Consider the following 23957-nt stretch of genomic DNA (forward strand, 5'->3'; position numbering starts at 1 on the left):
ATCATATTTCTCTCACAATTTATTGTTATAAATGTAAAAGACAGTCCATCTTGTGATTAATTGAGCAAGTAATAAGAGGTGAGTGTATGTATAAGAAGCAGGAAAGAATGCTGATGTGGCTGGCCTTTATTGTTGCTGCAATTATGGGTCTGTCTTTCATTGGCCGTATATTTGCCGGTTAGAAAAGGGGAATGAGCAATGGGAAATGAAGAATCAGTCTTTTTCAGCCGGGTATTAACCGAGCTGACGTTATCGTTCCATATCATTTACGCTACGATTGGTGTAGGTATTCCGCTTATGATCATGATCGCCCAATGGGTAGGTATCAAAAAGAACGATGAGCACTACATTTTAATGGCACGAAGGTGGACGCGCGGCTTTGTCATAACTGTAGCGGTCGGAGTGGTCACAGGTACTGCAATCGGCCTGCAGCTGTCCCTGCTGTGGCCTAACTTCATGGAGCTGGCGGGAAATGTCATTGCGCTCCCGTTATTCATGGAAACCTTCGCATTTTTCTTTGAAGCCATTTTCTTAGGAATCTATTTGTACACATGGGATCGATTTGAGAATCAGAAAAAACATTTGCTCCTCTTGATCCCGGTGGCAATCGGGGCTTCTTTTTCAGCAGTGTTCATAACGATTGTCAATGCCTTTATGAATGCTCCGCAAGGCTTTGATCTTGTTGATGGGCAGCTTGTTAATATTAATCCGGTCCTGGCGATGTTTAATCCTGCGATGCCGACTAAGGTAGCCCACGTGCTGGCAACTGCTTATATGACGTCCGCTTTTATATTGGCATCGATCGGCGCTTATCGGCTTCTTAAGGGTTCGAATCATGTCTATCATAAGAAGGCCTTGTTTTTAACATTGAAAATTGGACTTGTATTTTCAATCGCAGCAGCTGTTATTGGTGATTTTTCAGGAAAATATCTGGCGGAATACCAGCCGGAAAAGCTTGCTGCTGCAGAGTGGCATTTTGAAACACATGAGGGTGCGCCATTAATGCTTTATGGGGTGCTGGATGACGGCGAAGTGAAGTATGCAATCAAAATCCCTTACGCACTCAGCATCCTGGCACACAGTAATCCTAATGCGGAGGTAATCGGCCTCAATGAATTCGAGGAGGATGAAATACCGCCGCTTTATATCCATTACTTATTCGACAGCATGGTCACGATTGGCATGTGGTTAACTGCATTATCGCTCCTCTATGTACTTGGCGTCTGGTTTAAAATGAGATTTATCCATACGAGATGGTTCCGCTGGCTTATTGTTCTAGGCGGTCCGCTGGCGATGCTCGCAATCGAGCTAGGCTGGTGGTTTGCTGAAGTGGGAAGGCAGCCATGGATCCTCAGGGGCATAATGAGGACAGAGGAAGCTGCAACGAAAAGCGGCCAGGTAGATATGATGCTCCTTCTGTTTGCAGGATTGTATCTTGTTTTAGCGATTGGAAGCATCGTCGTCCTGACAAGAATGTTCCGCAAAAATCCAGTGGAGCAGGAGCTCGCCGACAGGGAGCTTGAGAGGGAGGGTGAAGTGCGATGACATTAGAGACTATTGGAATTTCGGTTCTCTGGCTGTTCCTGTTTGGCTATGTCATCGTCGCTTCCATCGATTTTGGGGCAGGTTTCTTCAATGCCTACAGTTTATTCAGGGGCAAGCAGCACATTCTAACAAGGATCATTCAGCGCTATCTTTCTCCTGTTTGGGAAGTCACAAATGTTTTCCTTGTCTTCTTCTTTGTAGGGATGGTCGGATTTTTCCCGAAAACCGCCTACTATTATGGAACGATCTTGCTGGTGCCAGCAAGTATCGCGATCATCCTGCTTTCCATCCGGGGTGCCTATTATGCTTTTACCACCTATGGAGGGCTCGAACATAAGCGGTACACATATCTTTATGGATTGTCAGGTCTATTCATCCCTGCTTCGTTATCCATTGTATTGACGATTTCGGAGGGCGGTTTTGTGAACGAGACCGCATCAGGAATCGACCTTGATTATCTGGCGTTATTCACGAGTCCGCTTACGTGGAGCATCGTCGTTCTTAGTCTGGCGGCGGTCCTGTATATTTCGGCTGTCTTTTTAACCTGGTATGCCAACAAGGCGCAGGATGAACCGGCTGCTGAACTGCTGCGTAAATACGCGCTGATCTGGTCTGTACCGGCGATTGTCGCCGCCACCGGAATCATCATAGAGTTGAAAGACCATAACCCACAGCATTATAGCAGCCTGGTGGATTTGTGGTGGCTGTTTGCCATCTCATTTCTTCTGTTTGCAGGTACCGTTTATCTTATTGGTAAAAGAAAAGCCTATGGTGTTGCTTTTGGATTGTTAGTTGGCCAATTCATTATCGCCTTCTTCGCCTATGGGGTTTCACATTATCCATACCTGTTGTATCCGCATTTGACGATTTACGACAGCTTTACGAATGAAGCCATGGCCATCGCGCTCATCATCGCATTCATTGCCGGGCTGGGGCTCTTGCTCCCGTCCTTGTATCTGCTGCTGAAGCTATTCCTGTTCAACAAAGATTATGTACAGGGCAAGAGGAATGACCATGCATAGGAGGGAAAACCATGGCTGAATTTACTATGTTCTACGCGCCATTCCTTGTCATCTTCGGATCCATTGCAGCTGCATTCTGGCTGGCAGGAAAGGATCGTCCAGTAAGGGACCGGGAATAAATATTAAAAGCTGTAAAACCAGGAGTGGTTTTACAGCTTTTTTTGTCTCTAGCACAATCTTCGCCAGAGATTTGCGGTGTTCACGAAAGAAGTATTTTCAATCAGAGTGTAGGCAGCATTTGTTATAGCTTCAGCGAGTGTTTCACCTGTTGCCCGCACATCATTGAACCATACTTCGGCATCCCCAGAAGATTTGAATTGGAATCCTAATTCCTCAAGCCTTTCAACAACCATCATCGCATGGCTAAGTCTCTGCTCAGGCTGGAAGTCGTAAATAAAGACGCCTTTTTCATAGTCGTACCATCTGTCCCACCTGTTCAATTTCCAGCCAAGAATCCTTCGTGCAATTGAATCAGTTTTATTCATTTTAACCTCTCCTTAATCAGATTTATTTAACAGGATTGTTGTATAACAGATTTATTATTTAGATTATAATATATAACAGAAACTGATGACAACAACTAAATGAATTACCATGGAAATTTGTTTTTATAAATGAGCATCTTAAAAAGGGAGGTGACAAATATGAGTGATAAACAAGTCAGTGTTCCTAACGTCCGTCTGGGAGGCAAAATCGTCAAAGAAAAAGGCAGAACCAATGGTGAGCTTGGCAACGACCAGGATATCAACGCTGGCAAGAATCGTAAGAAGTAATTAATTGATAAAGGGAGGACTAGGGCCATGACAAATCGCAATGACAATCGTGAACGCAAAAATAAATATCCTAATAATAAGCAAGGAAATGCCTCTAAGGATGTTAATATCCGCAGTGAAATGACAAAGGCTGATATGAGAAATAAGTGAAAATAATGGCCGCAGCAGCAGTTTTTTATAAGGGCTGCAGCCTTATCAAACTCTAAAGCGGTGCTTCAATGGAAGCATCGTTTTTTTATGTGGAAAATTGATAAATGTGGGAACCAGAGGCGGTATTATCCTCTCTAATTAAGTGTTAACACTTTTAGGAACATGACCTTAAAAAGAGGAAATCAAGTCTTTCAGGAGGTGAGCTCAATGCTCAAAATAAAGAAAGCGGTAATCGTTTTGCTGATGTTCCCATTTTTATTGATAGGAAACAAAGTCATCGGAATCATGCTCCCTAAGGAAACAGGAGATGCCGTCAGTACATTAAATGGGGATGCGGCGTTATTGCTGGATATGGATTCAGGAAGAATTCTTCTATCGAAGAATGAAAATGAAAAAATGTATCCTGCAAGTACCACAAAGATACTAACTGCTGTATTGGCGATTGAAAATGGAGATTTAGATGAAACAGTGACAGTAGGGAGAGAAGCAAAAATGAAAACGGAAGGCGAAAGTACCGCGTGGCTCGCGGAAGGACAAAGCCTAACGTTAAGAGAATTATTAGGTGGACTGCTGCTTGCTTCCGGAAATGATGCAGCACGGACAGTTGCCGTACACATTGTCAGGAAAATGACAGGGAACCATACACTCGCTGAAGAAGAGGCGATAAGGATATTCGTTTCAAAAATGAATGAAAAGGCAAAGGCTTTAGGTGCGGCTGATTCCCATTTTGTTAATCCTAATGGACTGCATCATCCTGATCATTATTCCACAGCTGAAGATATGGCCCTGTTAGCAAAGCATGCAATGAAGAAAGAAGAGTTTAAAGAAATTGTGAGTATCCACAGCTTCTCAGACGAGAAAGTAACTTACCAAAATACAAATAAACTGTTAGATCCTGCTAGCCCTTATTTTTTTGAAGGCGCAAATGGAATAAAGACTGGATTTACAGATGAGGCTGGATATTGTTTGGTTTCATCTGCCAAGAGAAAAGATACAGAACTGTTGGCCATAGTATTTGACTCCTCAAAGGAAGAGATTTGGAAGGATTCAATACATTTATTGAATAAAGGCTTCTCTTTAACAGAGTAGCAAAAGAATGTAAAAAAAGTTTTAAAATGTGGAACCGATCATGGCAGTTATCCACTCTAATAGCTGAAATGAATGATTGGAAAGGGAGTGAGGGATTTGAGTGAGGATATGGCAGAAGACGTCTTGAAAGCACAAACGGGTGACAAGGAAGCATTTACCAGACTTGTTAAGCTAATAGAACCGGACTTATATCGGATTGCATCAGCCATCATGAAATCGGAAAGTGATTGTTTGGATGCTGCGCAAGAAAGTGTTTTAAAGGCCTATCTTTCGATTCGGAGTTTAAAGCAGCCAGAATACTTCAAAACGTGGATAACTCGCATTCTGATACGGGAGTGTACTCGATTATTAAGGGAAAGAAACAAAGTCGTGCCAATTCAATCCTTGGAGTTAAAGCCCCAGTATAAGGATTATAGTAATGAAGAAAAAATGGATCTTCAAGAAGGAATCCTGACATTGGAACAAGATTATCGAATCGTGATCACGCTCTTTTATATCCAGGATTTATCAGTGAAGGAAATAGCCAGTATTATTGAGCAGCCGGAGGGGACGGTTAAATCCAGACTGAGCAGAGCAAGAAAGAAGTTAGAAAAATGGTTAACCACTGACATTCAACAAGGGGTGATGATGGAATATGAAAAACGCTGAATTAGAGAAAGAGTTACATAAATATGCTGAAGGTAAGAGAAACCTGCCAGTGCCTGTTTCATTTACCGCAGGCTTAGACCAAACTTTAGCTGCGCTGCCAGATTACCCAGCCTCAGTTAGACAGCCATTGGCAAAGCGGAAATACAACAGGCTTCAAGTTGCATCTGCATCAGTAATACTTGCTGGAGGCATCATAGGTTCGGGATTTGCTTCACCTGCTATGGCACAAGTGTTAACTAAAGTGCCTGGCTTAAGCTTTATCTTTTCAGCCTCCTATAATGATTTGTCAAAGCATGAACCTGAAGAGCATAAATCAATTGGGTCCCAGTTTGGGTTTGGAGATGAAGGACCGTTTAATGCTGGAAATGTGGAAGTTAAGACTTTTGAAGGTTATACAAAAGAATTGCATAGCTATTTGGGTTTTTCAGTGCCGCATTTACCTAACACACATTATGTGAAAGTGGATAAATACGGGGATCATCAGTTTGAAATAAATGCTTTTGGAGAAATCAACAATGAGAGAGTCATCTTGAATATCGTGCCACATGCAATCAATCTTCCGCAGTTCGAAGGCGGAAGCATGGAGCCAATCATTAAAGAAAGCATTGATATTAACGGAGTAAGCGCAGATATTCTTACTTACAAATTCACTGATAACAGTATGACAAACTATATAGTTTGGAAAAAGAATGACATGGTGTTGATTTTAGCGAGTGCATTGCCGCTGGAAAGATTAATAGAGGCCTCCAGGGAAGTGGATTCCCAGCTGGAAAAATAAAGACAAAGAACACCTGCTGTCTCATCAGCAGGTGTTTCTATCTTATAAAATCAGCAGGCCAGTCCCAACGGTAATAAGAATTGCACCGGCAACCGTAGACTTTGTTGGTTTCTCTTTTAAAATAATGAAGCTTAGGATCATCGTTACAACTACGCTGAACTTATCAATAGGATTAACAACACTTACATTGCCGATGGCCAGCGCGGCGAAATAACATAACCAGGATAAGCCGGTTGCAGCACCTGATAATATCAAAAATAGATAAGATTTTCTTGAGATCTTTTTGAGGTCTTTGAACGTTCCCTGAAACAGTACGATTCCCCATGCAAAAATAATAATGACAACTGTCCTGATAAATGTAGCCACATTTGAGTCCACATCTTCAATTCCGATCTTTGCTAGGATGTTGGTCATTGCAGCAAAGACGGCTGAAAGGATGGCGAGAAAAATATAGGATTTTGTATTGAAAACTTTTTTGCGTGTGCTTTCCTTTTTATCTCTCCCGATCAGGACAAAGGTTCCAATCGAGATGACAATGCCCCCTGAAACAACGAATGCCGTGGCAGGCTCCTTGAGGATGATAAAGGATAAAAGAATCGTCAGGACCACACTTGCTTTATCAATCGGCACCACTTTTGAGACATCACCAATCTGGATTGCCTTGAAAAAGCACAGCCATGATAATCCCGTTGTCAATCCCGATAAAATCAGAAAGAGCAATGAGTGGGCAGAGACCGTCATGATATTTTCTGTTTGTCCGGTGATGACAACCATTAGATAGGCCATGATGACAACAACAATCGTTCTGACAGCTGTTGCTAAATTTGAATCAACCTTCTCGATTCCGATTTTTGCAAGAATGGCAGTGAACGAAGCAAATAAAGCTGCCAGCAGAGCTAGGATAATGCTCATTGTTTGTGAACTCCATTTCTATGTAAAACAGTTTATAGTTTAGTTTATAGAAGTGGACAGGGAATATTCATTTGAAAAAGCAAAAAAGGACATGGCCCCATTGAGTTCGGGTCCATGTCCTTTTTAGGATAATTCTAATTCTCCTCGTCACCGTCTGACTCTCCTTGATCCAGCTTGAAGTTTTCATCTTCGACTTCATTATTTGTATCTTCAACCGGGGGTTCCTGCTCCTTGTCTGTTTCAGCTGAACAGCCTCCTAAAATGGCCAGTGACAATGGGATTGCGAATAGTAATTTTTTATCCATAATAGTCTCCTTTCATGTAACATCTTTAGTCTTTATCTTTATTATTAATGTTTCTGCTAAATATGAGTCTGTTGATTTCCGTTCCAGGCGCTTCGCTTTCCGCGGGGCTGGCGCTGAGCCTCCTCGTCGCTTTGCTCCTGCGGGGTAAATTGGCCCCTTCTTTTCGGGCCATTTCTACCTAGGTCTCATCTGTCCAGCTGCGCCCGCAGGACTCTGAAAAGCTTCCTTGAATGGGCGCACGCACGATGGAAATGCGTTAGCATTTTCGGAGGAGTCTACGCGCCTGGAACGAAGAGCAACAGTGTGCAATAACAGAGCTATATTAGTAAAAATTCAACAGATGGGTTACCTATTTCTTACCCGGCAGCCGTTCCTGTAAACGTTTTGGGTTTACTCAAAGAGCAGCTTCGAATTTGTATTGTTTTGGAGCAAGAAAAAAGCAGCTCTTATCAGCTGCCTATATTTTCACCTTATTCATCATTTTTAACACGTCATCAATTTTTGCATGGTCCTCAGGTGACTGGTCGATATGCTTCCACAAAATTTTTCCTTGAGGTGAGAAAAGCCAGGTTCCTCCCTGGATATAAACATCCTGCGTTTTCATCGATTTCATCACAAATTCTTTTTGCTTCTCATCCTGAGGTATGAAATTTTTCACCTGGCCGGTGATAAACCCAATCCCAGCTTTAGTCAACAGCTTCCATTTTGCCATTGTTACATGGCCCATGCCCTTATATGCTTCGCGTGAAGGGTCACCGAGAATCGGAAAAGGGAAAGGCCCAAACTGTTCAAGAAACTGCTGGATGAACGTTCCTTTGGAAGGGGCGATGGCTATAACCTGAAAACCACTCGCTTCTATTTCGGTTATTCGCTCGCGCAACTGCGCAAGATACTCTCTGCAAACCGGTCAGCCAAGATGACGGACGAACACAACCATCGTATACTGGCCAGCAATCACTGCATTTAGAGTAATGGTTTTATCGGAATCAGTTGTTTCCAATATATATTCCAATTAAATTCCCACCTTTTAAGTTGATAGTACCTATCATATAAGTATTTTCCAGGTTGATAAAGTAAGAGCACTCTATGCTGGTTATCTTTCACAGTCGAAGAGTAAAAATCCTAGAAGAGGGTAAAGAGTTAAGTGTTTTTTAAAATTAGAAGTTAATGTTTTCCAAGTCATTTATTGCTTTGTGAAAATAAGAAAGTCTTCATGTGTTAACAATAAAAGTAGGAATCTGTTTGTTTTTATAGAAGTAGATACTTGGGGTGATGGAATGATCGGCTTTGAAAATGTCACAAAAAAATATCTAGACGGCACATATGCGGTCAAGGATTTAAGTCTGCATATCAATGAAGGAGAATTCTTTGTACTGATTGGGCCTAGCGGCTCTGGCAAAACAACAACATTAAAAATGATCAATCGGATGGTTCCTATTTCCGAAGGGTCGATCAAAATCAAAGACAAAGAGATTAATGAGTACAATATTCATGAACTTCGCTGGGATATTGGCTATGTCCTCCAGAATATCGCTTTATTTCCCCATATGACCATTGAAGAGAATATTGCCGTAGTACCAGAATTGAAAAAATGGGAATCTAAAAAAATCAGTGAGAGAATTGATGAATTGTTGAATATGGTGGGGCTTGAGCCTGAAACGTACCGAAAAAGAAAGCCGCATGAATTATCAGGAGGCCAGCAGCAAAGAGTCGGGGTTGCGAGGGCACTTGCAGCCAATCCCCCAATCATTTTGATGGATGAGCCATTCAGTGCACTTGACCCAATCAGCAGAGGCAAGCTGCAGGACGATATATTACAGCTGCAGACCAAGATTAAGAAGACGATTGTCTTCGTTACCCATGATATGAACGAGGCCCTTAAGCTGGGTGACAGGATTTGCCTGATGCAAAATGGAGAGGTTGTACAAATTGGCACACCTGAAGAATTGCGCAATGAACCAGTCAATGATTTTGTCCGTGACTTTGTCAGCGTTGAGTCTCCAGGTGAAAGAAAGATAGATGTTCGGGCTGCAATATTGCCAATCAACGGCAGAGAACAGCTGGATGGTTTGCCCAGGATTGGAGCAGTTCCGCAAATGGCAAAGTTGATTTCCTTACTGAGTGAGCATGACGCAGTGGCTGTGGAAGAAAACGGAGAGCTGCTTGGAACGATCGATCGCCAGGGATATTTCCGGATTATATCCACGGAAATGGAGGTTAATCAATGAGCGGCTGGAATTCTGCCTTATTTGAAAGAAAAGATGATTTAATTCGTGCGTTATTGGAGCATATGCAAATTTCTTTTATCGCACTGTTTTTTTCGGTGCTGATCGCAATACCGCTCGGGATTTTTTTGACAAGAAAAAAGCGGATTGCAGAAGCGATAATAGGTGTCACAGCGGTTTTGCAAACAATCCCATCCTTGGCACTGCTAGGATTATTGATTCCGATTTTCGGGATTGGAAAGATACCTGCCATCATTGCGCTTGTTATTTATGCACTGCTGCCGATATTAAGAAATACATACACAGGAATCAATGAGGTCGACCCATCATTAATTGAAGCTGCTAAGGCAATGGGGATGAACAGTTCACGCCGCTTAATGAAGGTTGAACTTCCGCTGGCCATGCCGGTGATTATGGCGGGAATACGGACTGCCATGGTTCTCATAATCGGAACAGCCACACTTGCTGCCCTTATCGGTGCAGGGGGATTAGGTGATCTAATCCTTTTGGGGATCGACCGGAATAATACTTCTTTAATCGTTCTTGGTGCGGTGCCAGCAGCTTTGCTTGCGATATTCTTTGACTTCCTGCTCAGAAGGTTCGAACGGGTTTCTTTTAAAAAATCCCTGATTTTGATGGGGACAGTAGCTGCAGTCATCGGTCTCATGATGGCCGTTCCGCTTTTAGGGGACAGAGGTGAAGAAGAGGTTGTCATAGCGGGGAAAATGGGAGCAGAGCCAGAAATCCTTATTAATATGTATAAACTTTTAATAGAGGAAGAAACCGATCATTCTGTTCAGCTTAAACCGGGCCTTGGTAAAACATCTTTCGTTTTCAGTGCGCTGAAAAATGGAAATATTGATATCTATCCGGAATTTACGGGGACGGCGATATCGGAATTCATCAAAGAAGCACCGGCAAGCACGGATAGGGAAGAAGTGTACAATCAGGCAAAAGACGGGATGAAAGAGAAGTTTGGCATGGAAATGCTCAAGCCGATGTCCTATAACAACACGTATGCTTTGGCTGTTCCGGAAAAACTGGCAAAAGAACACAATCTTGCCTCTATCTCAGATTTGATACAAATTGAACCACTATTAAAGGCTGGATTCACTCTGGAATTTTCAGACAGGGAGGATGGCTACAAAGGGATACAGAAGCTATACGGCATAAATCTCCCGAGCCTGGTTACAATGGAGCCGAAACTAAGGTATGGCGCAATCGAGAGCGGCAAGATCAATCTTGTAGATGCATACTCGACTGACAGTGAGCTGCAAGTATATAACCTGGTGGTACTTGAAGATGACAAGAACTTATTCCCGCCATATCAGGGCGCGCCTCTTTTACGGGAAGAAACCGCAGATAAGTATCCGGAAATCGTTCAGGCACTCAACAAGCTGGCCGGTAAAATCAGTGATGATGAGATGCGAAGAATGAACTACCAGGTGAATGTTGAAGGCAAAACTGCGGAAGAGACGGCTAGGGACTATTTGATTGGAGCTGGATTGATAGAGGATTAAACTGCCTAATAGTACTGTCGGGTGCGATGGGGTTCCAGCTTGGAACTAAATGAATAAAATGTGCGGTTAGGTTACCAAGGTTTAATTCAATGGCTGAGTTAAAGCTGAATGATGATCGAAGCGCCTGGAACGAAAATCAACAGCCTCGTTTAACAGAGACAATTCAAAAATAAATATTATGGTTTAATTGATTTAAAATAAGGGTAGCTATACAAATGGTCGAACATTGACTTAGAGCATCTATGAGGGGGCACCACTATGGCTTATTTGTTGAGGAATCTTAAAGCATCTTTAAAGCAAACCAAAGAACGTTTAAATCTTCTCAACGAACGTGGTGTTGAAGCATTAAACATTCTTTACCCTGGCCTGAACTACGGGGGAGGGCTCTATTATCAGCTGTTAGAATCACTGCCTAAAGAAATCGAACAATTAGAGAAGAGAATCAAGGAATTAGAGTATAATCTGCTGAAAACCAATCAGCTCTCCGAATTAATGTAAATTAATGTAAACAAACTGACGGTGCGTTAATCCAAGGGGGATTAACGCACTTTTTGCTGAATTTCTTCTTATTGAATGGCTCTGTTAATGCCGAATGTGATTTTTAACCCCTGTTGATTTGAAGCGCCTGCCATTAAAATAGACCATCAAATGCACAAACATTTTGATGGTCTATTTTTTATAAGTTAATTTGTGTCAGGTAACAGAACTTGATAGTCAGCTTGTCTGCTTGTTTTTTCCCCTGATTAGTTAAATCAAGGGGTTTATAACGTAATAATGATTGGACCGTTTTTTGTCAAAATGATTGTATGCTCACATTGAGCGACAAAGCTGTTTTCGGTGGCATATGTCCACTCATCGTCCTCGTACTGGAAAACTTCCTCTTCACGTGTGGAAATGAAAGGCTCAAATGCGATGACCATTCCGTCTTTCAGGAGCTCGTCATCCCACGTTTCATTAAAGTTATAAATATGATCGGGAGCCTCATGGATGGTCCGGCCAATGCCATGGCCTGTAAGGTTTTTGATCACGGTGAAGCCATTATTTCTGGCAGTAGCCATAACAGCCTTGCCAAGACCGCTCTTTTTCGAACCAGGCTTGGCCTTTTTAAGCCCCGCTTCAAAGGCTTCAACTGCAGTTTTGCACAATTTGGTCAGCGTAGGATCTCCTTCCCCAACCACAAAGGAAATTCCAGTATCGGCGAAATAACCATTCTTTGAACCTGAAACATCTATATTCACGATATCGCCTTCATTGATGACGCGGCTGCCAGGAATACCGTGAGCCACTTCTTCATTCACACTTATACAAGTATAGCCTGGGAAATTGTATTCACTCATTGGAGCTGATTTAGCTCCGTGCTCCTCGAATAGGCGCCCGGCAATCTCATCCAGCTCCTTTGTTGTAACCCCAGGTGCTGTTTTCTGTTTTAATTCCTCTCGGATCAAACCGACGATTCTGCCTATTTCCTTCAATCCGTTAAAATCTTCTTCTGTTTTTGCAATCATGATAAATCCCTTCCAATAAAAATCAAATTATGTTCTATTTCATTTTAGCACTTTTAGGGTGCTCCCCTCAAAGTATTCACAATTCAAGAGCGAAACATCCTTTTGAAAGTGACAATATACGTAGCTCTAGTTATATTTCATGGTGAAAAATCGGCTTGAACTTTGTTGAGCGCTATTGTAAGTACATTCTAGAGCGTAAAAACTGATTGAAGTGTTATAAGAGAAAGGTTAGTTTTTACAATTCAAGAAGTAAGCGAATATTGTCATAAGAGTAGTCTATTCCCATCGTGCCATGGCAAATATGGTGATATACTAAAAAACTGTAAACCCTCGGCATGGCTGAGCCTCTTGATATTTGTGGTAATGTTAGTGTTTTTAAGGGAATTATTTATTGAGATACACCAGGTAACTACAGTCCAGTCTGCTTTTTTGCTCTTATACTATAAGGAAATGCTATGATATCTGGCTGGTAATCAGAGCGTGTTTTTCCTTCGGAGAGCGAAAATGTGCTAAAATGTATTTTTAGGACAAGGAAAGGTGATATAAATGGAAAATTCATATAAAGTATTGCTCTACTATAAATATGTACAAATCGAGAATCCTGAGCAATTCGCAAAGGATCATTTGGAGTTCTGCAAGGAGCTTGGCTTAATGGGCCGGATCCTGGTTGCGCCTGAAGGAATCAATGGTACGGTTTCAGGAACTGTCGAACAGACAGATAAATATATGGAGACGATGAAAGCAGACCCTAGGTTTGCTGATATGGTCTATAAAATCGATGACGCTGATTCTCATGCATTCAAGAAGATGCGTGTGCGCCATAGAAAAGAGCTAGTCACTCTTCGCCTGGAGGATGATGTGGATCCGAATTCATTAACAGGGAATTATTTAAGTCCTGAGGAATTCTACGCGGCGATGGCTGATTCTGAAACTGTAGTCATTGATGCGCGAAACGATTATGAATACGATCTAGGCCATTTCCGCGGCGCGATCAAGCCAGAGATTAGAAACTTCCGCGAGCTTCCTGATTGGATTAAAGAGAATAAGGGAATGTTCGAAGGCAAAAAAATCCTCACCTATTGTACAGGCGGAATTCGATGCGAAAAGTTTTCTGGCTGGCTTCTTAAGGAAGGGTTTGAGGATGTTTCACAGCTGCATGGCGGTATTGTGACTTATGGAAAAGATCCTGAGGTTCAGGGCAAGCTATGGGATGGACAATGCTATGTGTTTGATGAGCGCATAAGTGTGCCTGTCAACCAGCATGAACATGTCGTGGTAGGCAGAGATTATTTTACTGGTGAGCCTTGCGAGCGTTATGTGAACTGTGCAAATCCAGAATGCAACAAGAAGATATTGAGTTCCGAGGAAAATGAGCATAAGTATATGCGAGCATGCTCACATGAATGCAGAGTGCACCCAAGGAATAGGTATATCATTCAGCATGGACTCAGCGAGCAAGAGGTCCAGGAAAGATTAGCGATAATTGCGGAAGATGAAAAACAAACAATAAATAACTAATATGAAAAGGAGGATTGGCCTACTGGGTCAATCCTTCTTTTTATGAAGGCTGTGTTAAAGCTGAATGTTGATTTTTAACCCTGTTGATTGTAGTGGAAGGCGCGAAGACTCCTTCGGGATGAAGCGGGTAGGTGAGACCTAGGTAGAAATGGCCCGAAAAGAAGGGGCCATTTTACCCCGCAGGAGCAAAGCGACGAGGAGGCTCACCGCACGCCCCGAGGAAAGCGAAGCGCCTGGAACGAAAAACAACAGCCTCGTTTAACAGAGCCTTTATGTAAAAAGATGAATGGTTGCCTACCCGTTTCGTTACAATTCAAACCATTAAATTTCCCTCAGTTTGCGCTTCTGCACAGAACAATTCATTATGAATTGTTCACACCCAACGTACCACTAAAAAACCTCTCCTGTATTAATCCATCGTAATCAAGTCGGCAATCCTTTTGCGCCGAACCTCATTGACAAAGCAGATTCATGGTATGCGTTCTTCCAGTTTATTTGTTAAAGGGGACAGAATTGAATAGTTCCTTCCCTTTTTGCGGCTTTTGCTTTCCTCTACAATTAGTTCAGAAAGATACGAATGAAATCAGTAATACACTAATTCTTCATTCTGAGGAGGCTGGTAACGTGGATTCACTGCCGTGCAATGGCTGTAAAGGATGATGCAAACCTGTGGTCTATCACTATAAATCACGTATTTATCCCTTTTTAAGTCATAAAAGATACAGGTATCGTGGTATCTCGTTTGGGACTCAAACTCGGCACGATATTGTGAAGAAAGCAGTTTAGTTTTCGTCTTATCTTTTTGACCTCTCCTTTTTGTAATTGGAACAGGACTACAGAATAAAGGTCATTTGGCTATCATTAAAATTTAATTTGTTTTGGCTGTTTTTGCAAAGATTGTTGCTTTCACCAATGTTGAATTAAGATCCTGTTGCTCTTCGTTCCAGGCGCGAAGACTCCTTCGGGATAAAGCGGGACAGGTGAGACCCCGGAAGAAATGATCCGAAAAGAAAGGATCATTTTTCCCCACAGGAGCAAACCGACGAGGACCATTAGCAGCTCAAAAAAAGGAATACATTCCAGAGGAACCATTCATAGGTATGTTGTCGATTGATCTAACATGGAAACATTTTAGAGAATAAAAGAAGATGATTTTCGGAGAGGCATGATAGATGTTAGTTGTGCTTTTAAGTAGGAGGAAATGGGATGAAAACGAGATTTATGATAAATGAATCGGTTAATGTCTCAGGCCGTTTCAATATTAGCAGAGTGTATCTTTCCTTAATTCTAAGGTCTCTGTTGTTTATAGGCTTTGGTTTGCTTTTTGTATTAATCTTTTATTTTATTGGGAGTAAGGAGCCCTTCATTGACGCCCAGAAGTGGTGGCCGTATCAAGCTATTCTGGCGAATGTTTTTACATTCTTTATCATTCGCGTTTTTTTAAAAAAAGAAGGATCCAGCTATAAAAGCTTATTTCATTCTAATGAGATCGCATTTAAGCAAAAGGTAAAGGAATATATCTTTCTTCTAGTTGCAGGAATCGCCGGTGGAGCCATTCCTTTATATCTATTTTCATATTTAATTTTAGGTTCCATTGTTCCGCCTGACATCCACTTTCAGCCACTTCCCTATGGGTTTGCGGCAGCGGCGCTAATTTTGTTTCCACTTACCAACGCTTTAGTGGAAACACCAACATATTTAGGCTATGCATTACCCAGATTATTATCGTTCCTAAACAATAAGGGATTAGCCATTCTGCTCACCGGTATTGGGCTGGCGGTACAGCATATGTTTTTGCCTCTTGTACTGGATACACCATATATGGCGTGGAGGGCACTATCATTTTTACCTCTTTCAATCTTACTTGGGACGATCTTTCTTAGAAGCAATCGATTATTTCCAATCGTAATTGTCCATATGTTAATGGATTTCCAGCTTGTTCTGCAGCTGTTTTTAAACTCAGTCAAATAATTTCTGCAAGATTAAGCATGCTTTTTTCAAGTTCAATAAAGGTAGGTTTCCACATGGTTAAAATCTTAAAACAGCTTCACCCAATCGTACAAATATTGTTTATGGGTGCATTTTTCACCAGACTTGCTGCTTCAATGAGTGTCCCTTTTTTGGCGATTTACCTTTCAAACTCTACAGATATACACCCAGTCATGATTGGGGTAATTATTGGGGCTGCTCCTCTTGCCAGCACTATCACGGGCTTTGTTGGCGGGCTGCTGTCAGACAAGATAGGCAGGAAACATGTAATGCTGGTTTCTATTTATATTTGGGGCTTTGTTTATATAGGTATTGGCATTTTCAAAGATCCATATATCCTATTAACACTTAATATTCTTAATGGTATTTGCCGTGCCTTTTTTGAACCTGTTTCCCAGGCATTCATGGGGGATTTGACAAAGCAGGAATGGAGAGCCAAGGTTTTCTCAATCAGATACACAGCCGCTAATATTGGGTTTGCTATAGGACCTATGATTGGCGCTTTTGCCGGGTTAACGTCCAACGGAAAATCTTTTATCATTACTGGTTTCATTTATCTTATATATTCTATTTGTCTTCATTATTTACTGACGAAGCTGTCTGCACTCCAGCTGGAGGAAAAGAAGCCGAGTTCACTGACAATTAAACAGACAGTTTCAGTTATTTCACGGGATAAAGTTTTATTATTTTTTATCCTGGGGGGAGGTATCAGTCAAGTCGCGTATGCGCAGCTCACACCTTTATCCCATTACTTATCGCTAAATGTGGAGCAGGGCGCTTTATTGTTTAGCTGGCTAATGACGACCAATGCAATAGTGGTGGTTATGACCCAGATACCACTCTCTTCATTTACGGAGAGATTTCATCCGATAAAAAATATCTATGCAGGAAATGTATTTTTTGCGTTAGGCGGAATAGGGTTTGCATTTTCAGGAAGTACGATTGAATTTATTTTATCCATGATTGTATTTACATTAGGTGAAGTCCTTTGTGTTCCATCCGGAGCCATATTGATTGATCGAATTGCTCCGCATAATCTAAGAGGGACCTATTATGGAGCGAATAATTTTAAAGAGATGGGGAAATTTGTTGGACCTGCGTTAGGAATGATCCTGCTTACCAGCTATGGAGTCCAAACATTGTATGGAGTTGTTGTATTGATATTGCTTCTAAGTAATCTTAGTTTCTGGCTGGGGTATAAAAAGGGGTTTCATAAACAAGTCCAGCCAACATATCCACTTTCCTATGACTGAATTCTTACCCATATCATCCGGGCGATATGCGGAAAACAAGCAGGAATTTATGACTTTAAAGCAGTCCATGAAGTTCAAGTAGTTGTTGACCAGCTTCGAAAAGGGACCAATATATATCCTGGCTTAATAAAAGGCTGCCCGCTAATCCAAAAAGAGGAGGTATCTTAATGGATACATCCTCTTCTTCATTTAAAATTAATTTTTAATCCAGATTTTTTTAAAGTCCACAAATCCGAATGATTCAAACTCAATGTCCCTTATTAAGGGGTGGAAGGTTCTTTTTTTGATAGGATGATACAAATAAAGATAAAGATTTTCTCTTTTAATATAGCTTTCTAGTTCTTCAATGAGCTGTTCTCTTGTTCTTTTATCACTTCCTTTTTTCATGCCCTCAAAAATACTGGTTACATACTCCATCTGCTGATTGGAAAAGAATCGATTGAAAATAAGATTTTTATTTAGGAACGCTCCCATAAAAGAGAGGTGGTAATCTGCTGATGCGACTTCACCCATAAATAATAAATCAGCTTCTTCGATTCTATTGCCGTATAATTCGTCAAGCTGATAAGTGCTGACCTCAAGCTGTAATCCCGCTTGGGCCGCCTCGGTTTTTAACCATTCTGCCTCTTCGATATAGCTCGGATAACCTACAGTAAACACCTTCAATGTTTCTCCTTGATAACCGGCTTTTTCTAGCAGATAAGGAACAATGTTTTTATCTTTCGTTTGGGGAACGGCTTTCCAATAAAAATAGCTGGATGCCGCTCTTAAGTTGGTCCTGCCAAGCTCCATAGCCATTCTATTAATATCGAATAAGTGGTAGATAGCCTCTCTTATAAAAGGATTATGGACTATAGTATCCTTTTTGAAGTTGAAAGCTAAAAAGCGAAAACCGATTTCAAATGCCTCTTTTTTTATAGGGTTTGCAGTCTGTTCATCGGCAGCTATTTCGTAGGAAGTAAGATATTTTGAAGTTTCATGCTTAACACTGTAAATCTCCACTTCATCAATCAGCGGGCGTGCCAAAAAATAATGATCAAAGGCACTAAGAACAAGGCTGTTCTCTGTGAATTTCTTCATTTGAAAAGGGCCAGTGCCAATCCACTCTTTTTCATTAAACGGTTCAGCTTTTGTTAGTATCGCTAAGTTGGGAGAACTGATATAGCGCAGGAAGAAAGGATTTGAATTTTTTAATATGAATTGAATCTTATATGGGGTGAGGCAATGAATCTCTTTTATATCCTGGATTAGCCATTGGTATGCTGATTGATTCTGGTGAAGGCGTTCAAAGGTATATTTCACATCTTCACTTGTAAGATAGGTTTGATTATGAAACAGAACTCCTTTTCGTAAATAGAATGTCCAATTTTGGTACTCATCATCGTGATCCCAGTGATGAGCGAGGTGGGGGTGTATTCGATCCTCTTGATCATCGTATTTTACCAGGGTATCACCAAGCTGAGTAATTAAGAAGGATTCAAAGTTCATTGATGCATGCAGAGGATCAATTGTCGTAAGTTTGCGTGTGATGATCGCTCTTAATATATCTCCCGAATCGGGCAATGACTGTAGTCCAAATAGTTGCTGTACTTCATTAGCAATCCTGGCAATCCACGTTTTAGGGAGAGGGAGCTGGATTAATTGGATAATGTCTTCTACCTCGCTTCGATGGATTAATCTATTTACTTCTTCTTCAATTTCGTCCTGGAATTCTTGATTGAACGTAATCCTTGATGAATGACCGCGTCCTAAACCCGGAGAATAGATTAATTTACCTTCCTCAGCAAGCTGCTTTAATTTGCGTTTGACATTTTTTAACGAACAGTACCAAAGGGATTCGAGTTCAGTCAGTTTGAATTCAACGGAATGTTCGATTTCTCTTGGGTAAAAGTAGGCACGCATTTGATAATACATTAATTGTTTCATATAGCCACCTGATTTCAAAAATTTAACAAAAGGGGTCATTTTTAAGCTTATTATACCCTTTTTATGGTATTCCGCCAAAAGTATACTAAGGACGTAAACACCATCAGTCATTAAAAAAATGGAGTGGATAATGTGAAAATTATAGGGATTTGCGGAAGTTTAAGAGAAAAATCTATCAATAAAGCATTGTTAAATGAAGCAGGCTCTATGCTGCCTGAAGGGATCGTAATGGAAATAGCCGACATCTCCCAATTGCCTTTATTCAATTCTGATCTGGAAGAAGGGAACTTGCCTGAAGCGGTTGAAGAGCTTGTCAGGCTGGCCGAATCTGCAGACGGATTCATCATAAGCTGCCCGGAATATAATTCATCGATTACAGGAGCTTTAAAGAATGCTCTTGATTGGTTATCCAGGTCCAGGGTTGGTACACCATTAGTGAATAAGCCGGTTGCCATCATGGGTGCAACTCCTGGAATGCTTTCCACCATTAGAGCGCAGCTGCATTTAAGGGAAATATTATATGCATTAAACATGGACCTTGTCAGACGCCCTGAATTGCTCATCGGTCAAGCAGCACAAAAGTTCAATGAATCTAATCAACTAAAGGATGAAAAAGCACTTTCGATTATGGAAGAATTGATATCCAACTTACTTCAACAGATGAAATGCCGTGCAGCAAACTAGGTACAATATTGGGCAGTAATTAATTTCAAATATGGAGGGACAATGATCAAATGAAAATTTTATTGATAGGTGCAACAGGTACATTGGGGAAAGCAATAAGTCACAATCTATCACTCCATCAGCATGAAATCATCACTGCTGGCAGGAATGGAGCAGACTATTATGTGGATATTGCCAACCAAAATAGCATCCGAGCGATGTATCAAAACGCCGGCAAGGTTGATGCGGTAATTTGTGCCGCGGGTGCAACACATTTTGGGCCGTTATTAGAGCTTACTCCTGAGAAGAATGAAGTCTCAATAGACAGCAAACTGAAAGGCCAGATCAATTTGGTGCTTTTGGGTTTGAATTTTATGAATGATAAGGGCAGTTACACCTTAACTACAGGAGTGATTTTAGATGATCCCGTCATTGGCGGAGTGTCAGCATCCATGGCGAGCGGAGCAGTAAGAGGGTTCGTGCAGGCAGCAGCTTTAGAAATGCCGCGCGGAATCCGCATCAATGAGGTAAGCCCTAATGTAGTCATTGAATCTCTTTCAAAGTATGAACCTTTGTTTCCTGGGGTGGAACCCGTTGCTGCTGAGAGGGTAGCACAGGCCTATAGAAAGAGTGTCGAAGGGGGACAGACTGGCAGGACGTACAAAGTGTATTAAATATAAATGTCTGTTTACAGACATAACATGGAGTGATGAAGTTGAAAAATGATAATCGATCTTTCGTATATTTCCTTGCCGTTGTGAATGCAATTATCGTTGGACTTTCATTTTTATTTACCAAAACAGCTGTGACATTATCGAATCCATTAGATACAATGGCGCATCGTTTTACTGTGGCAATCATTGTGATTCTTATATTATGGAGTATGAGGATCATAAAGTTTAATATCCACAAAGACCAGATGAGAAAGCTCATTCCGCTGTCTATTTTTTATCCTGCTTTATTTTTCAGCTTCCAGGCGTTTGGGCTTAAGTATTCACCTTCTTCCGAGGGAGGGATTATTTTTGCGACCATTCCAATTATTACGATGCTGCTCGCATCTGTTTTCTTGAAGGAGAAAACAAATCTCTATCAAAAATTATTTATCCTCTTATCAGTTTCAGGTGTCATTTTTATTTTTATCATGAAAGGAAGTACAATAGAAATAAAGGATTTATCAGGACTTACTCTACTGCTGCTCTCTTGTTTATCGATATCTTCCTATACAGTGTCGGTTCGATCCTTAGCGAAACAGTTTAAGCCTATCGACATTACCATTTTTATGATGCTTAGCGGATTTGTCTTCTTCAACTTGGCAGCAGGTGGAACACATTTGATCAAGGGAGATTTTCAAAATTTCTACCTCCCCTTGATGAATCCATCATTTTTATTCTCTGTTTTCTATCTGGGACTCTTTACGTCATTAATCACTGCATTGTTATCGAATATCATTTTAGCAAAGATTAAAGCATCACAAATGAGTGTCTTTGCGAACCTCTCAACCGTTACATCTATCATTGCGGGCTATATCTTCCTTGGGGAGTCCATTTATCCATACCATATTATAGGCGCTGTAATGATTATTATAGGTGTGATCTGCACAAATGTATTTGCTCCTTCCAGCCAAGAGTCTCATCCCATCCAGGAAAAACAAAGCAAGAATGGATGCAAAACGGAGCTGCTGTCCTAGACCGACCGATCATTATTAGATATTAAATGGCTGTTTTTAAAAAGAAACTATCGAAAATCCGGAAAAATAAAGGCCCATTTGGAGGTATGAAAGTGTTAGATACAACCAGTTTTGCAATCCTTCCATCACAGGAAAAAATGAAAGGGGAACCGAAGCTGCATGTAGGTGCAGTTACTTCTTTTGCCTGGAATGATAATATGCTGTCTGGCATCAATGAAAAAGGGGAGTTTTTGGTTTACTTCGCTGACAGAAAAATTCCGAGGATCATCGTGAATCCTTACGGTAAAGTCAGCACGGCAGCAAGCATTGCTGTTTCGCTTGAGCAATCTCCGCAGGCTGCGTCTTTTCAGGACTCAACAGATCATCTGAAAGTCAGCTGCGGTTCGATTGCAGTAGAGATTGATAAATCAACATTCAGAATACGTATTTATCATGGCCAGCAAATCATATTCCAAACTCCCAGCCCAGCAGTACTCTATAAAAATAGCGGTGAAGTTTTTCTTGATGCCCAAATGGAGCCTGAGGATGCTTTTTATGGATTTGGTGAGAAGACGGGTTTCCTGAATAAAAGAGGTTCAAAGCTGTCGATGTGGAATACGGATGTCTACGCGCCTCACAACAAAGATACAGTCGAGCTTTACCAGTCCATCCCGTTTTTTATATCTCACAATAAAAAGAAGTCCTATGGTCTGTTTTTTGATAACACTTTTAGAACAGAATTCGATACTCAAACCTATTCAAATAAGTATCGAATAAGTGCTTCTGGCGGCCAAATGGATATTTACCTACTGGTTGGGGATGACTTAAAAGAAATCACGAAGCTGTACAGCGATCTTACAGGAAAAATGAGCCTTCCTCCCAAGTGGGCGATTGGTTATCACCAGTCGCGCTATAGCTATCGGTCTGAGCAAGAGGTCCTGGACGTTGCTAATCGATTCAAACAGGAGGGCATTCCGTTAGATTGTATTTTTTTCGACATCCACTATATGAATGATTATAGGGTGTTCACCTTTGATCATGACCAATTTCCACAGCCAGGCAACTTGATTTCTTCTTTATTGAAGGATGGTATCAAAGTGGTTCCGATCGTGGACCCAGGTGTGAAGAAGGATGTCCATTATCCTGTTTACATAGATGGAGTGAGGAAAGGCTATTTCTGCAAGTATCTCGATGGTCAAATTTATCATGGTGATGTCTGGCCTGGAACAAGTGCATTCCCTGACTTCATGAATACTCAGGCAAGAGAATGGTGGGCAGGCCTTCATAAGTTCTATACCGATCTTGGAATTGAAGGCATCTGGAATGATATGAACGAACCGTCTGTTTTCAACGAAAGCAAGACGATGGATTTGGATGTCATGCATGACCTGGATGGAGAGCTAAAGTCCCATCTTGAGATGCATAACACATATGGGCTTTATATGAGCAAAGCTACCGCTGACGGTCTCGCAAAGCTTAATCCTGATAAGCGCCCATTCGTACTGACGAGAGCCGGCTATGCAGGGATCCAAAGATATGCAGCAGTCTGGACAGGAGATAACCGAAGTCACTGGGAGCACCTTGAAATGTCGCTGCCTATGATCATGAACCTCGGAATGTCAGGGGTTGCTTTTACAGGAGCGGATGTCGGAGGTTTTTCCTCTGACTGTACGCCTGAATTATTGATTAGATGGACACAGGTTGGGGCTTTCATGCCGTATTTCCGGAATCATAGTGTACAGGACAGTATCCGGCAGGAGCCATGGGTTTTCGGTGAAGCAACAGCTGAAATCGTAAAGAAGTACATTAAATTAAGATACAAGTGGCTGCCGCATTTATATTCGCTGTTCCATGAATCGTCCCAAACCGGCGTCCCGCTTGTCCGTCCTCTTGTGATGGAATATCCGGAAGATGAAAAAACGTTTAATATCAGCGACCAATTCCTGCTCGGCTCCAATGTTCTGATTGCACCTATATTAAGGCCTGGCAATTCTCATCGCTCCGTCTATCTTCCGCAGGGCACATGGTATGATTACTGGACAAAAGAAGCCTATGAAGGCGGCAGGCATATCCTGATAGAAGCAGCTCTGGATGTGCTGCCGATTTTTATAAAAGAAGGAACCATCCTTCCGCTCGGATCAGATATTCAAAACACGACAGAATCACAATCACTCGAACTAGAGGTCTATCCCGGCAATAAAGGTGAGTACAATTTATACGAGGATGATGGCTGTTCATATGGATATAAAAAGGGACAATATTCAATGAGGAAAATCCAGGCTGAGATGAATGACGGCTGCATGATGATTAACGTGCATTCAGTTGGTGATTCCAAATGGAAAAGCCCGGTCGAAAAGGTGAAGGTGATTGGGTTTACGGGAGAGGTCAAGCTGAATTTCTTATCAGACGGTGAGCACGAGAATTGGAAGATTGAAATAGAATAAAAAGTAAAAGAACTGCAGGGATTATC

General features: G+C 41.5%; 23 protein-coding genes and 1 pseudogene. 18 read left to right on the top strand and 6 right to left on the bottom strand.

All coding sequences use genetic code 11. From position 1 onward, the window contains the following. Positions 1 to 198 precede the first annotated feature (198 nt). From AC3EBE_RS24405 to cydS, 3 genes are read left to right on the top strand one after another with little or no spacing between them, the layout of a single operon-like run. Positions 199 to 1545, top strand: a complete 1347-nt coding sequence (locus tag AC3EBE_RS24405) for a cytochrome ubiquinol oxidase subunit I (protein WP_488597623.1) — start codon at positions 199 to 201, stop codon at positions 1543 to 1545. Beyond that, positions 1542 to 2567 carry a cytochrome d ubiquinol oxidase subunit II gene (locus AC3EBE_RS24410; RefSeq protein ID WP_488597624.1) on the top strand — a complete coding sequence of 342 codons (1026 nt, stop codon included), beginning with the start codon at positions 1542 to 1544 and terminating at the stop codon, positions 2565 to 2567. The genes AC3EBE_RS24405 and AC3EBE_RS24410 overlap by 4 nt, the downstream gene beginning before the upstream one ends. Before the next feature lie 11 nt (positions 2568 to 2578). After that, a complete protein-coding gene (cydS, locus tag AC3EBE_RS24415; RefSeq protein ID WP_488597625.1) occupies positions 2579 to 2686 on the top strand; it encodes a cytochrome bd oxidase small subunit CydS family protein in 108 nt (35 codons plus the stop codon). A 48-nt stretch (positions 2687 to 2734) separates the two neighbouring features. Here cydS and AC3EBE_RS24420 read toward each other — a convergent pair whose 3' ends face one another. Then, a complete protein-coding gene (locus AC3EBE_RS24420; protein WP_488597626.1) occupies positions 2735 to 3052 on the bottom strand; it encodes a BC1872 family protein in 318 nt (105 codons plus the stop codon). A gap of 159 nt (positions 3053 to 3211) precedes the next feature. Here AC3EBE_RS24420 and AC3EBE_RS24425 point away from each other — a divergent pair, with 159 nt between their 5' ends. The 5 genes from AC3EBE_RS24425 (at position 3212) to AC3EBE_RS24445 (ending at position 6005) form a co-directional block, all read left to right on the top strand. Then, positions 3212 to 3340, top strand: a complete 129-nt coding sequence (locus tag AC3EBE_RS24425; protein WP_488597627.1) for a hypothetical protein — start codon at positions 3212 to 3214, stop codon at positions 3338 to 3340. Positions 3341 to 3367: 27 nt separating this feature from the next. Beyond that, complete coding sequence (locus tag AC3EBE_RS24430) at positions 3368 to 3490, top strand: hypothetical protein (protein WP_488597628.1); 123 nt, start codon at positions 3368 to 3370, stop codon at positions 3488 to 3490. A 207-nt stretch (positions 3491 to 3697) separates the two neighbouring features. Beyond that, positions 3698 to 4579 (top strand): D-alanyl-D-alanine carboxypeptidase family protein, encoded by an 882-nt coding sequence (locus AC3EBE_RS24435; protein ID WP_488597629.1) that lies wholly within the window; start codon positions 3698 to 3700, stop codon positions 4577 to 4579. Positions 4580 to 4675: 96 nt separating this feature from the next. Next, entirely contained in the window at positions 4676 to 5227 is a 552-nt protein-coding gene (locus AC3EBE_RS24440; protein ID WP_488597630.1) for a sigma-70 family RNA polymerase sigma factor, read from the top strand. Then, positions 5214 to 6005 (top strand): hypothetical protein, encoded by a 792-nt coding sequence (locus AC3EBE_RS24445; protein ID WP_488597631.1) that lies wholly within the window; start codon positions 5214 to 5216, stop codon positions 6003 to 6005. The genes AC3EBE_RS24440 and AC3EBE_RS24445 overlap by 14 nt, the downstream gene beginning before the upstream one ends. A gap of 42 nt (positions 6006 to 6047) precedes the next feature. On the opposite strand, the gene AC3EBE_RS24450 is transcribed toward AC3EBE_RS24445, so the two are convergent. From AC3EBE_RS24450 to AC3EBE_RS24460, 3 genes and pseudogenes are all read right to left on the bottom strand, one after another. Continuing rightward, positions 6048 to 6917, bottom strand: coding sequence for an EamA family transporter (locus AC3EBE_RS24450; protein WP_488597632.1), 870 nt, complete (start codon positions 6915 to 6917; stop codon positions 6048 to 6050). A gap of 134 nt (positions 6918 to 7051) precedes the next feature. Next, positions 7052 to 7222 carry a hypothetical protein gene (locus AC3EBE_RS24455; RefSeq protein ID WP_488597633.1) on the bottom strand — a complete coding sequence of 57 codons (171 nt, stop codon included), beginning with the start codon at positions 7220 to 7222 and terminating at the stop codon, positions 7052 to 7054. Positions 7223 to 7679: 457 nt separating this feature from the next. Continuing rightward, positions 7680 to 8117 (bottom strand): annotated as a pseudogene (locus tag AC3EBE_RS24460) (peroxiredoxin-like family protein); the annotation flags it as partial. A gap of 382 nt (positions 8118 to 8499) precedes the next feature. Here AC3EBE_RS24460 and AC3EBE_RS24465 point away from each other — a divergent pair. The 3 genes from AC3EBE_RS24465 to AC3EBE_RS24475 all read left to right on the top strand — a co-directional run bounded on the left by AC3EBE_RS24465 (position 8500) and on the right by AC3EBE_RS24475 (position 11465). Then, positions 8500 to 9450: an ABC transporter ATP-binding protein gene (locus tag AC3EBE_RS24465; RefSeq protein ID WP_488597634.1), complete on the top strand. Its 951-nt coding sequence runs from the start codon at positions 8500 to 8502 to the stop codon at positions 9448 to 9450. Further along, positions 9447 to 10967 carry an osmoprotectant update ABC transporter permease/substrate-binding subunit OpuFB gene (opuFB, locus tag AC3EBE_RS24470; RefSeq protein WP_488597635.1) on the top strand — a complete coding sequence of 507 codons (1521 nt, stop codon included), beginning with the start codon at positions 9447 to 9449 and terminating at the stop codon, positions 10965 to 10967. Before AC3EBE_RS24465 ends, opuFB begins: the two co-directional genes overlap by 4 nt. 258 nt (positions 10968 to 11225) lie before the next feature. Next, on the top strand, positions 11226 to 11465 hold the full coding sequence (locus AC3EBE_RS24475) for a hypothetical protein (protein ID WP_488597636.1): 240 nt from the start codon (positions 11226 to 11228) through the stop codon (positions 11463 to 11465). Positions 11466 to 11728: 263 nt separating this feature from the next. On the opposite strand, the gene map is transcribed toward AC3EBE_RS24475, so the two are convergent. Beyond that, positions 11729 to 12472, bottom strand: coding sequence for a type I methionyl aminopeptidase (gene map / locus AC3EBE_RS24480; RefSeq protein ID WP_488597637.1), 744 nt, complete (start codon positions 12470 to 12472; stop codon positions 11729 to 11731). Positions 12473 to 13018: 546 nt separating this feature from the next. Between map and trhO the strand changes: the two genes are divergently transcribed. The 3 genes from trhO (at position 13019) to AC3EBE_RS24495 (ending at position 17232) form a co-directional block, all read left to right on the top strand. Then, positions 13019 to 13990, top strand: coding sequence for an oxygen-dependent tRNA uridine(34) hydroxylase TrhO (gene trhO, locus AC3EBE_RS24485; RefSeq protein ID WP_488597638.1), 972 nt, complete (start codon positions 13019 to 13021; stop codon positions 13988 to 13990). Between the two features lie 1206 nt (positions 13991 to 15196). Continuing rightward, a complete protein-coding gene (locus AC3EBE_RS24490; protein WP_488597639.1) occupies positions 15197 to 15961 on the top strand; it encodes a CPBP family glutamic-type intramembrane protease in 765 nt (254 codons plus the stop codon). A 53-nt stretch (positions 15962 to 16014) separates the two neighbouring features. Continuing rightward, positions 16015 to 17232 carry an MDR family MFS transporter gene (locus tag AC3EBE_RS24495; RefSeq protein WP_488597640.1) on the top strand — a complete coding sequence of 406 codons (1218 nt, stop codon included), beginning with the start codon at positions 16015 to 16017 and terminating at the stop codon, positions 17230 to 17232. 195 nt (positions 17233 to 17427) lie between these two features. Here the strand turns inward: AC3EBE_RS24495 and AC3EBE_RS24500 are convergent, their stop codons facing one another. Continuing rightward, positions 17428 to 19158 carry an ABC transporter substrate-binding protein gene (locus AC3EBE_RS24500; RefSeq protein ID WP_488597641.1) on the bottom strand — a complete coding sequence of 577 codons (1731 nt, stop codon included), beginning with the start codon at positions 19156 to 19158 and terminating at the stop codon, positions 17428 to 17430. A gap of 132 nt (positions 19159 to 19290) precedes the next feature. On the opposite strand from AC3EBE_RS24500, the gene AC3EBE_RS24505 reads away from it, so the two are divergent. The 4 genes from AC3EBE_RS24505 (at position 19291) to AC3EBE_RS24520 (ending at position 23931) form a co-directional block, all read left to right on the top strand. After that, positions 19291 to 19842, top strand: coding sequence for an NADPH-dependent FMN reductase (locus AC3EBE_RS24505; RefSeq protein ID WP_488597642.1), 552 nt, complete (start codon positions 19291 to 19293; stop codon positions 19840 to 19842). Positions 19843 to 19892: 50 nt separating this feature from the next. Continuing rightward, positions 19893 to 20495: a short chain dehydrogenase gene (locus AC3EBE_RS24510; protein ID WP_488597643.1), complete on the top strand. Its 603-nt coding sequence runs from the start codon at positions 19893 to 19895 to the stop codon at positions 20493 to 20495. Between the two features lie 41 nt (positions 20496 to 20536). Beyond that, a complete protein-coding gene (locus AC3EBE_RS24515; RefSeq protein WP_488597644.1) occupies positions 20537 to 21508 on the top strand; it encodes a DMT family transporter in 972 nt (323 codons plus the stop codon). A 137-nt stretch (positions 21509 to 21645) separates the two neighbouring features. Then, positions 21646 to 23931 carry a glycoside hydrolase family 31 protein gene (locus AC3EBE_RS24520; protein ID WP_488597688.1) on the top strand — a complete coding sequence of 762 codons (2286 nt, stop codon included), beginning with the start codon at positions 21646 to 21648 and terminating at the stop codon, positions 23929 to 23931. Positions 23932 to 23957: the final 26 nt, after the last annotated feature.

It is taken from the genome of Mesobacillus sp. (assembly GCF_057785455.1).

Bases quoted from the DNA above. Each gene is read 5' to 3' on its own strand.
- AC3EBE_RS24455 (WP_488597633.1), bottom strand. From the start codon at position 7,222: ATGGATAAAAAATTACTATTCGCAATCCCATTGTCACTGGCCATTTTA.
- opuFB (WP_488597635.1), top strand. From the start codon at position 9,447: ATGAGCGGCTGGAATTCTGCCTTATTTGAAAGAAAAGATGATTTAATT.
- trhO (WP_488597638.1), top strand. From the start codon at position 13,019: ATGGAAAATTCATATAAAGTATTGCTCTACTATAAATATGTACAAATC.
- AC3EBE_RS24425 (WP_488597627.1), top strand. From the start codon at position 3,212: ATGAGTGATAAACAAGTCAGTGTTCCTAACGTCCGTCTGGGAGGCAAA.
- AC3EBE_RS24435 (WP_488597629.1), top strand. From the start codon at position 3,698: ATGCTCAAAATAAAGAAAGCGGTAATCGTTTTGCTGATGTTCCCATTT.
- AC3EBE_RS24510 (WP_488597643.1), top strand. From the start codon at position 19,893: ATGAAAATTTTATTGATAGGTGCAACAGGTACATTGGGGAAAGCAATA.
- AC3EBE_RS24490 (WP_488597639.1), top strand. From the start codon at position 15,197: ATGAAAACGAGATTTATGATAAATGAATCGGTTAATGTCTCAGGCCGT.
- AC3EBE_RS24450 (WP_488597632.1), bottom strand. From the start codon at position 6,917: ATGAGCATTATCCTAGCTCTGCTGGCAGCTTTATTTGCTTCGTTCACT.
- AC3EBE_RS24430 (WP_488597628.1), top strand. From the start codon at position 3,368: ATGACAAATCGCAATGACAATCGTGAACGCAAAAATAAATATCCTAAT.
- AC3EBE_RS24465 (WP_488597634.1), top strand. From the start codon at position 8,500: ATGATCGGCTTTGAAAATGTCACAAAAAAATATCTAGACGGCACATAT.
- AC3EBE_RS24495 (WP_488597640.1), top strand. From the start codon at position 16,015: ATGGTTAAAATCTTAAAACAGCTTCACCCAATCGTACAAATATTGTTT.
- AC3EBE_RS24475 (WP_488597636.1), top strand. From the start codon at position 11,226: ATGGCTTATTTGTTGAGGAATCTTAAAGCATCTTTAAAGCAAACCAAA.
- AC3EBE_RS24405 (WP_488597623.1), top strand. From the start codon at position 199: ATGGGAAATGAAGAATCAGTCTTTTTCAGCCGGGTATTAACCGAGCTG.
- cydS (WP_488597625.1), top strand. From the start codon at position 2,579: ATGGCTGAATTTACTATGTTCTACGCGCCATTCCTTGTCATCTTCGGA.
- AC3EBE_RS24410 (WP_488597624.1), top strand. From the start codon at position 1,542: ATGACATTAGAGACTATTGGAATTTCGGTTCTCTGGCTGTTCCTGTTT.
- AC3EBE_RS24445 (WP_488597631.1), top strand. From the start codon at position 5,214: ATGAAAAACGCTGAATTAGAGAAAGAGTTACATAAATATGCTGAAGGT.
- AC3EBE_RS24420 (WP_488597626.1), bottom strand. From the start codon at position 3,052: ATGAATAAAACTGATTCAATTGCACGAAGGATTCTTGGCTGGAAATTG.
- AC3EBE_RS24500 (WP_488597641.1), bottom strand. From the start codon at position 19,158: ATGAAACAATTAATGTATTATCAAATGCGTGCCTACTTTTACCCAAGA.
- map (WP_488597637.1), bottom strand. From the start codon at position 12,472: ATGATTGCAAAAACAGAAGAAGATTTTAACGGATTGAAGGAAATAGGC.
- AC3EBE_RS24520 (WP_488597688.1), top strand. From the start codon at position 21,646: ATGAAAGGGGAACCGAAGCTGCATGTAGGTGCAGTTACTTCTTTTGCC.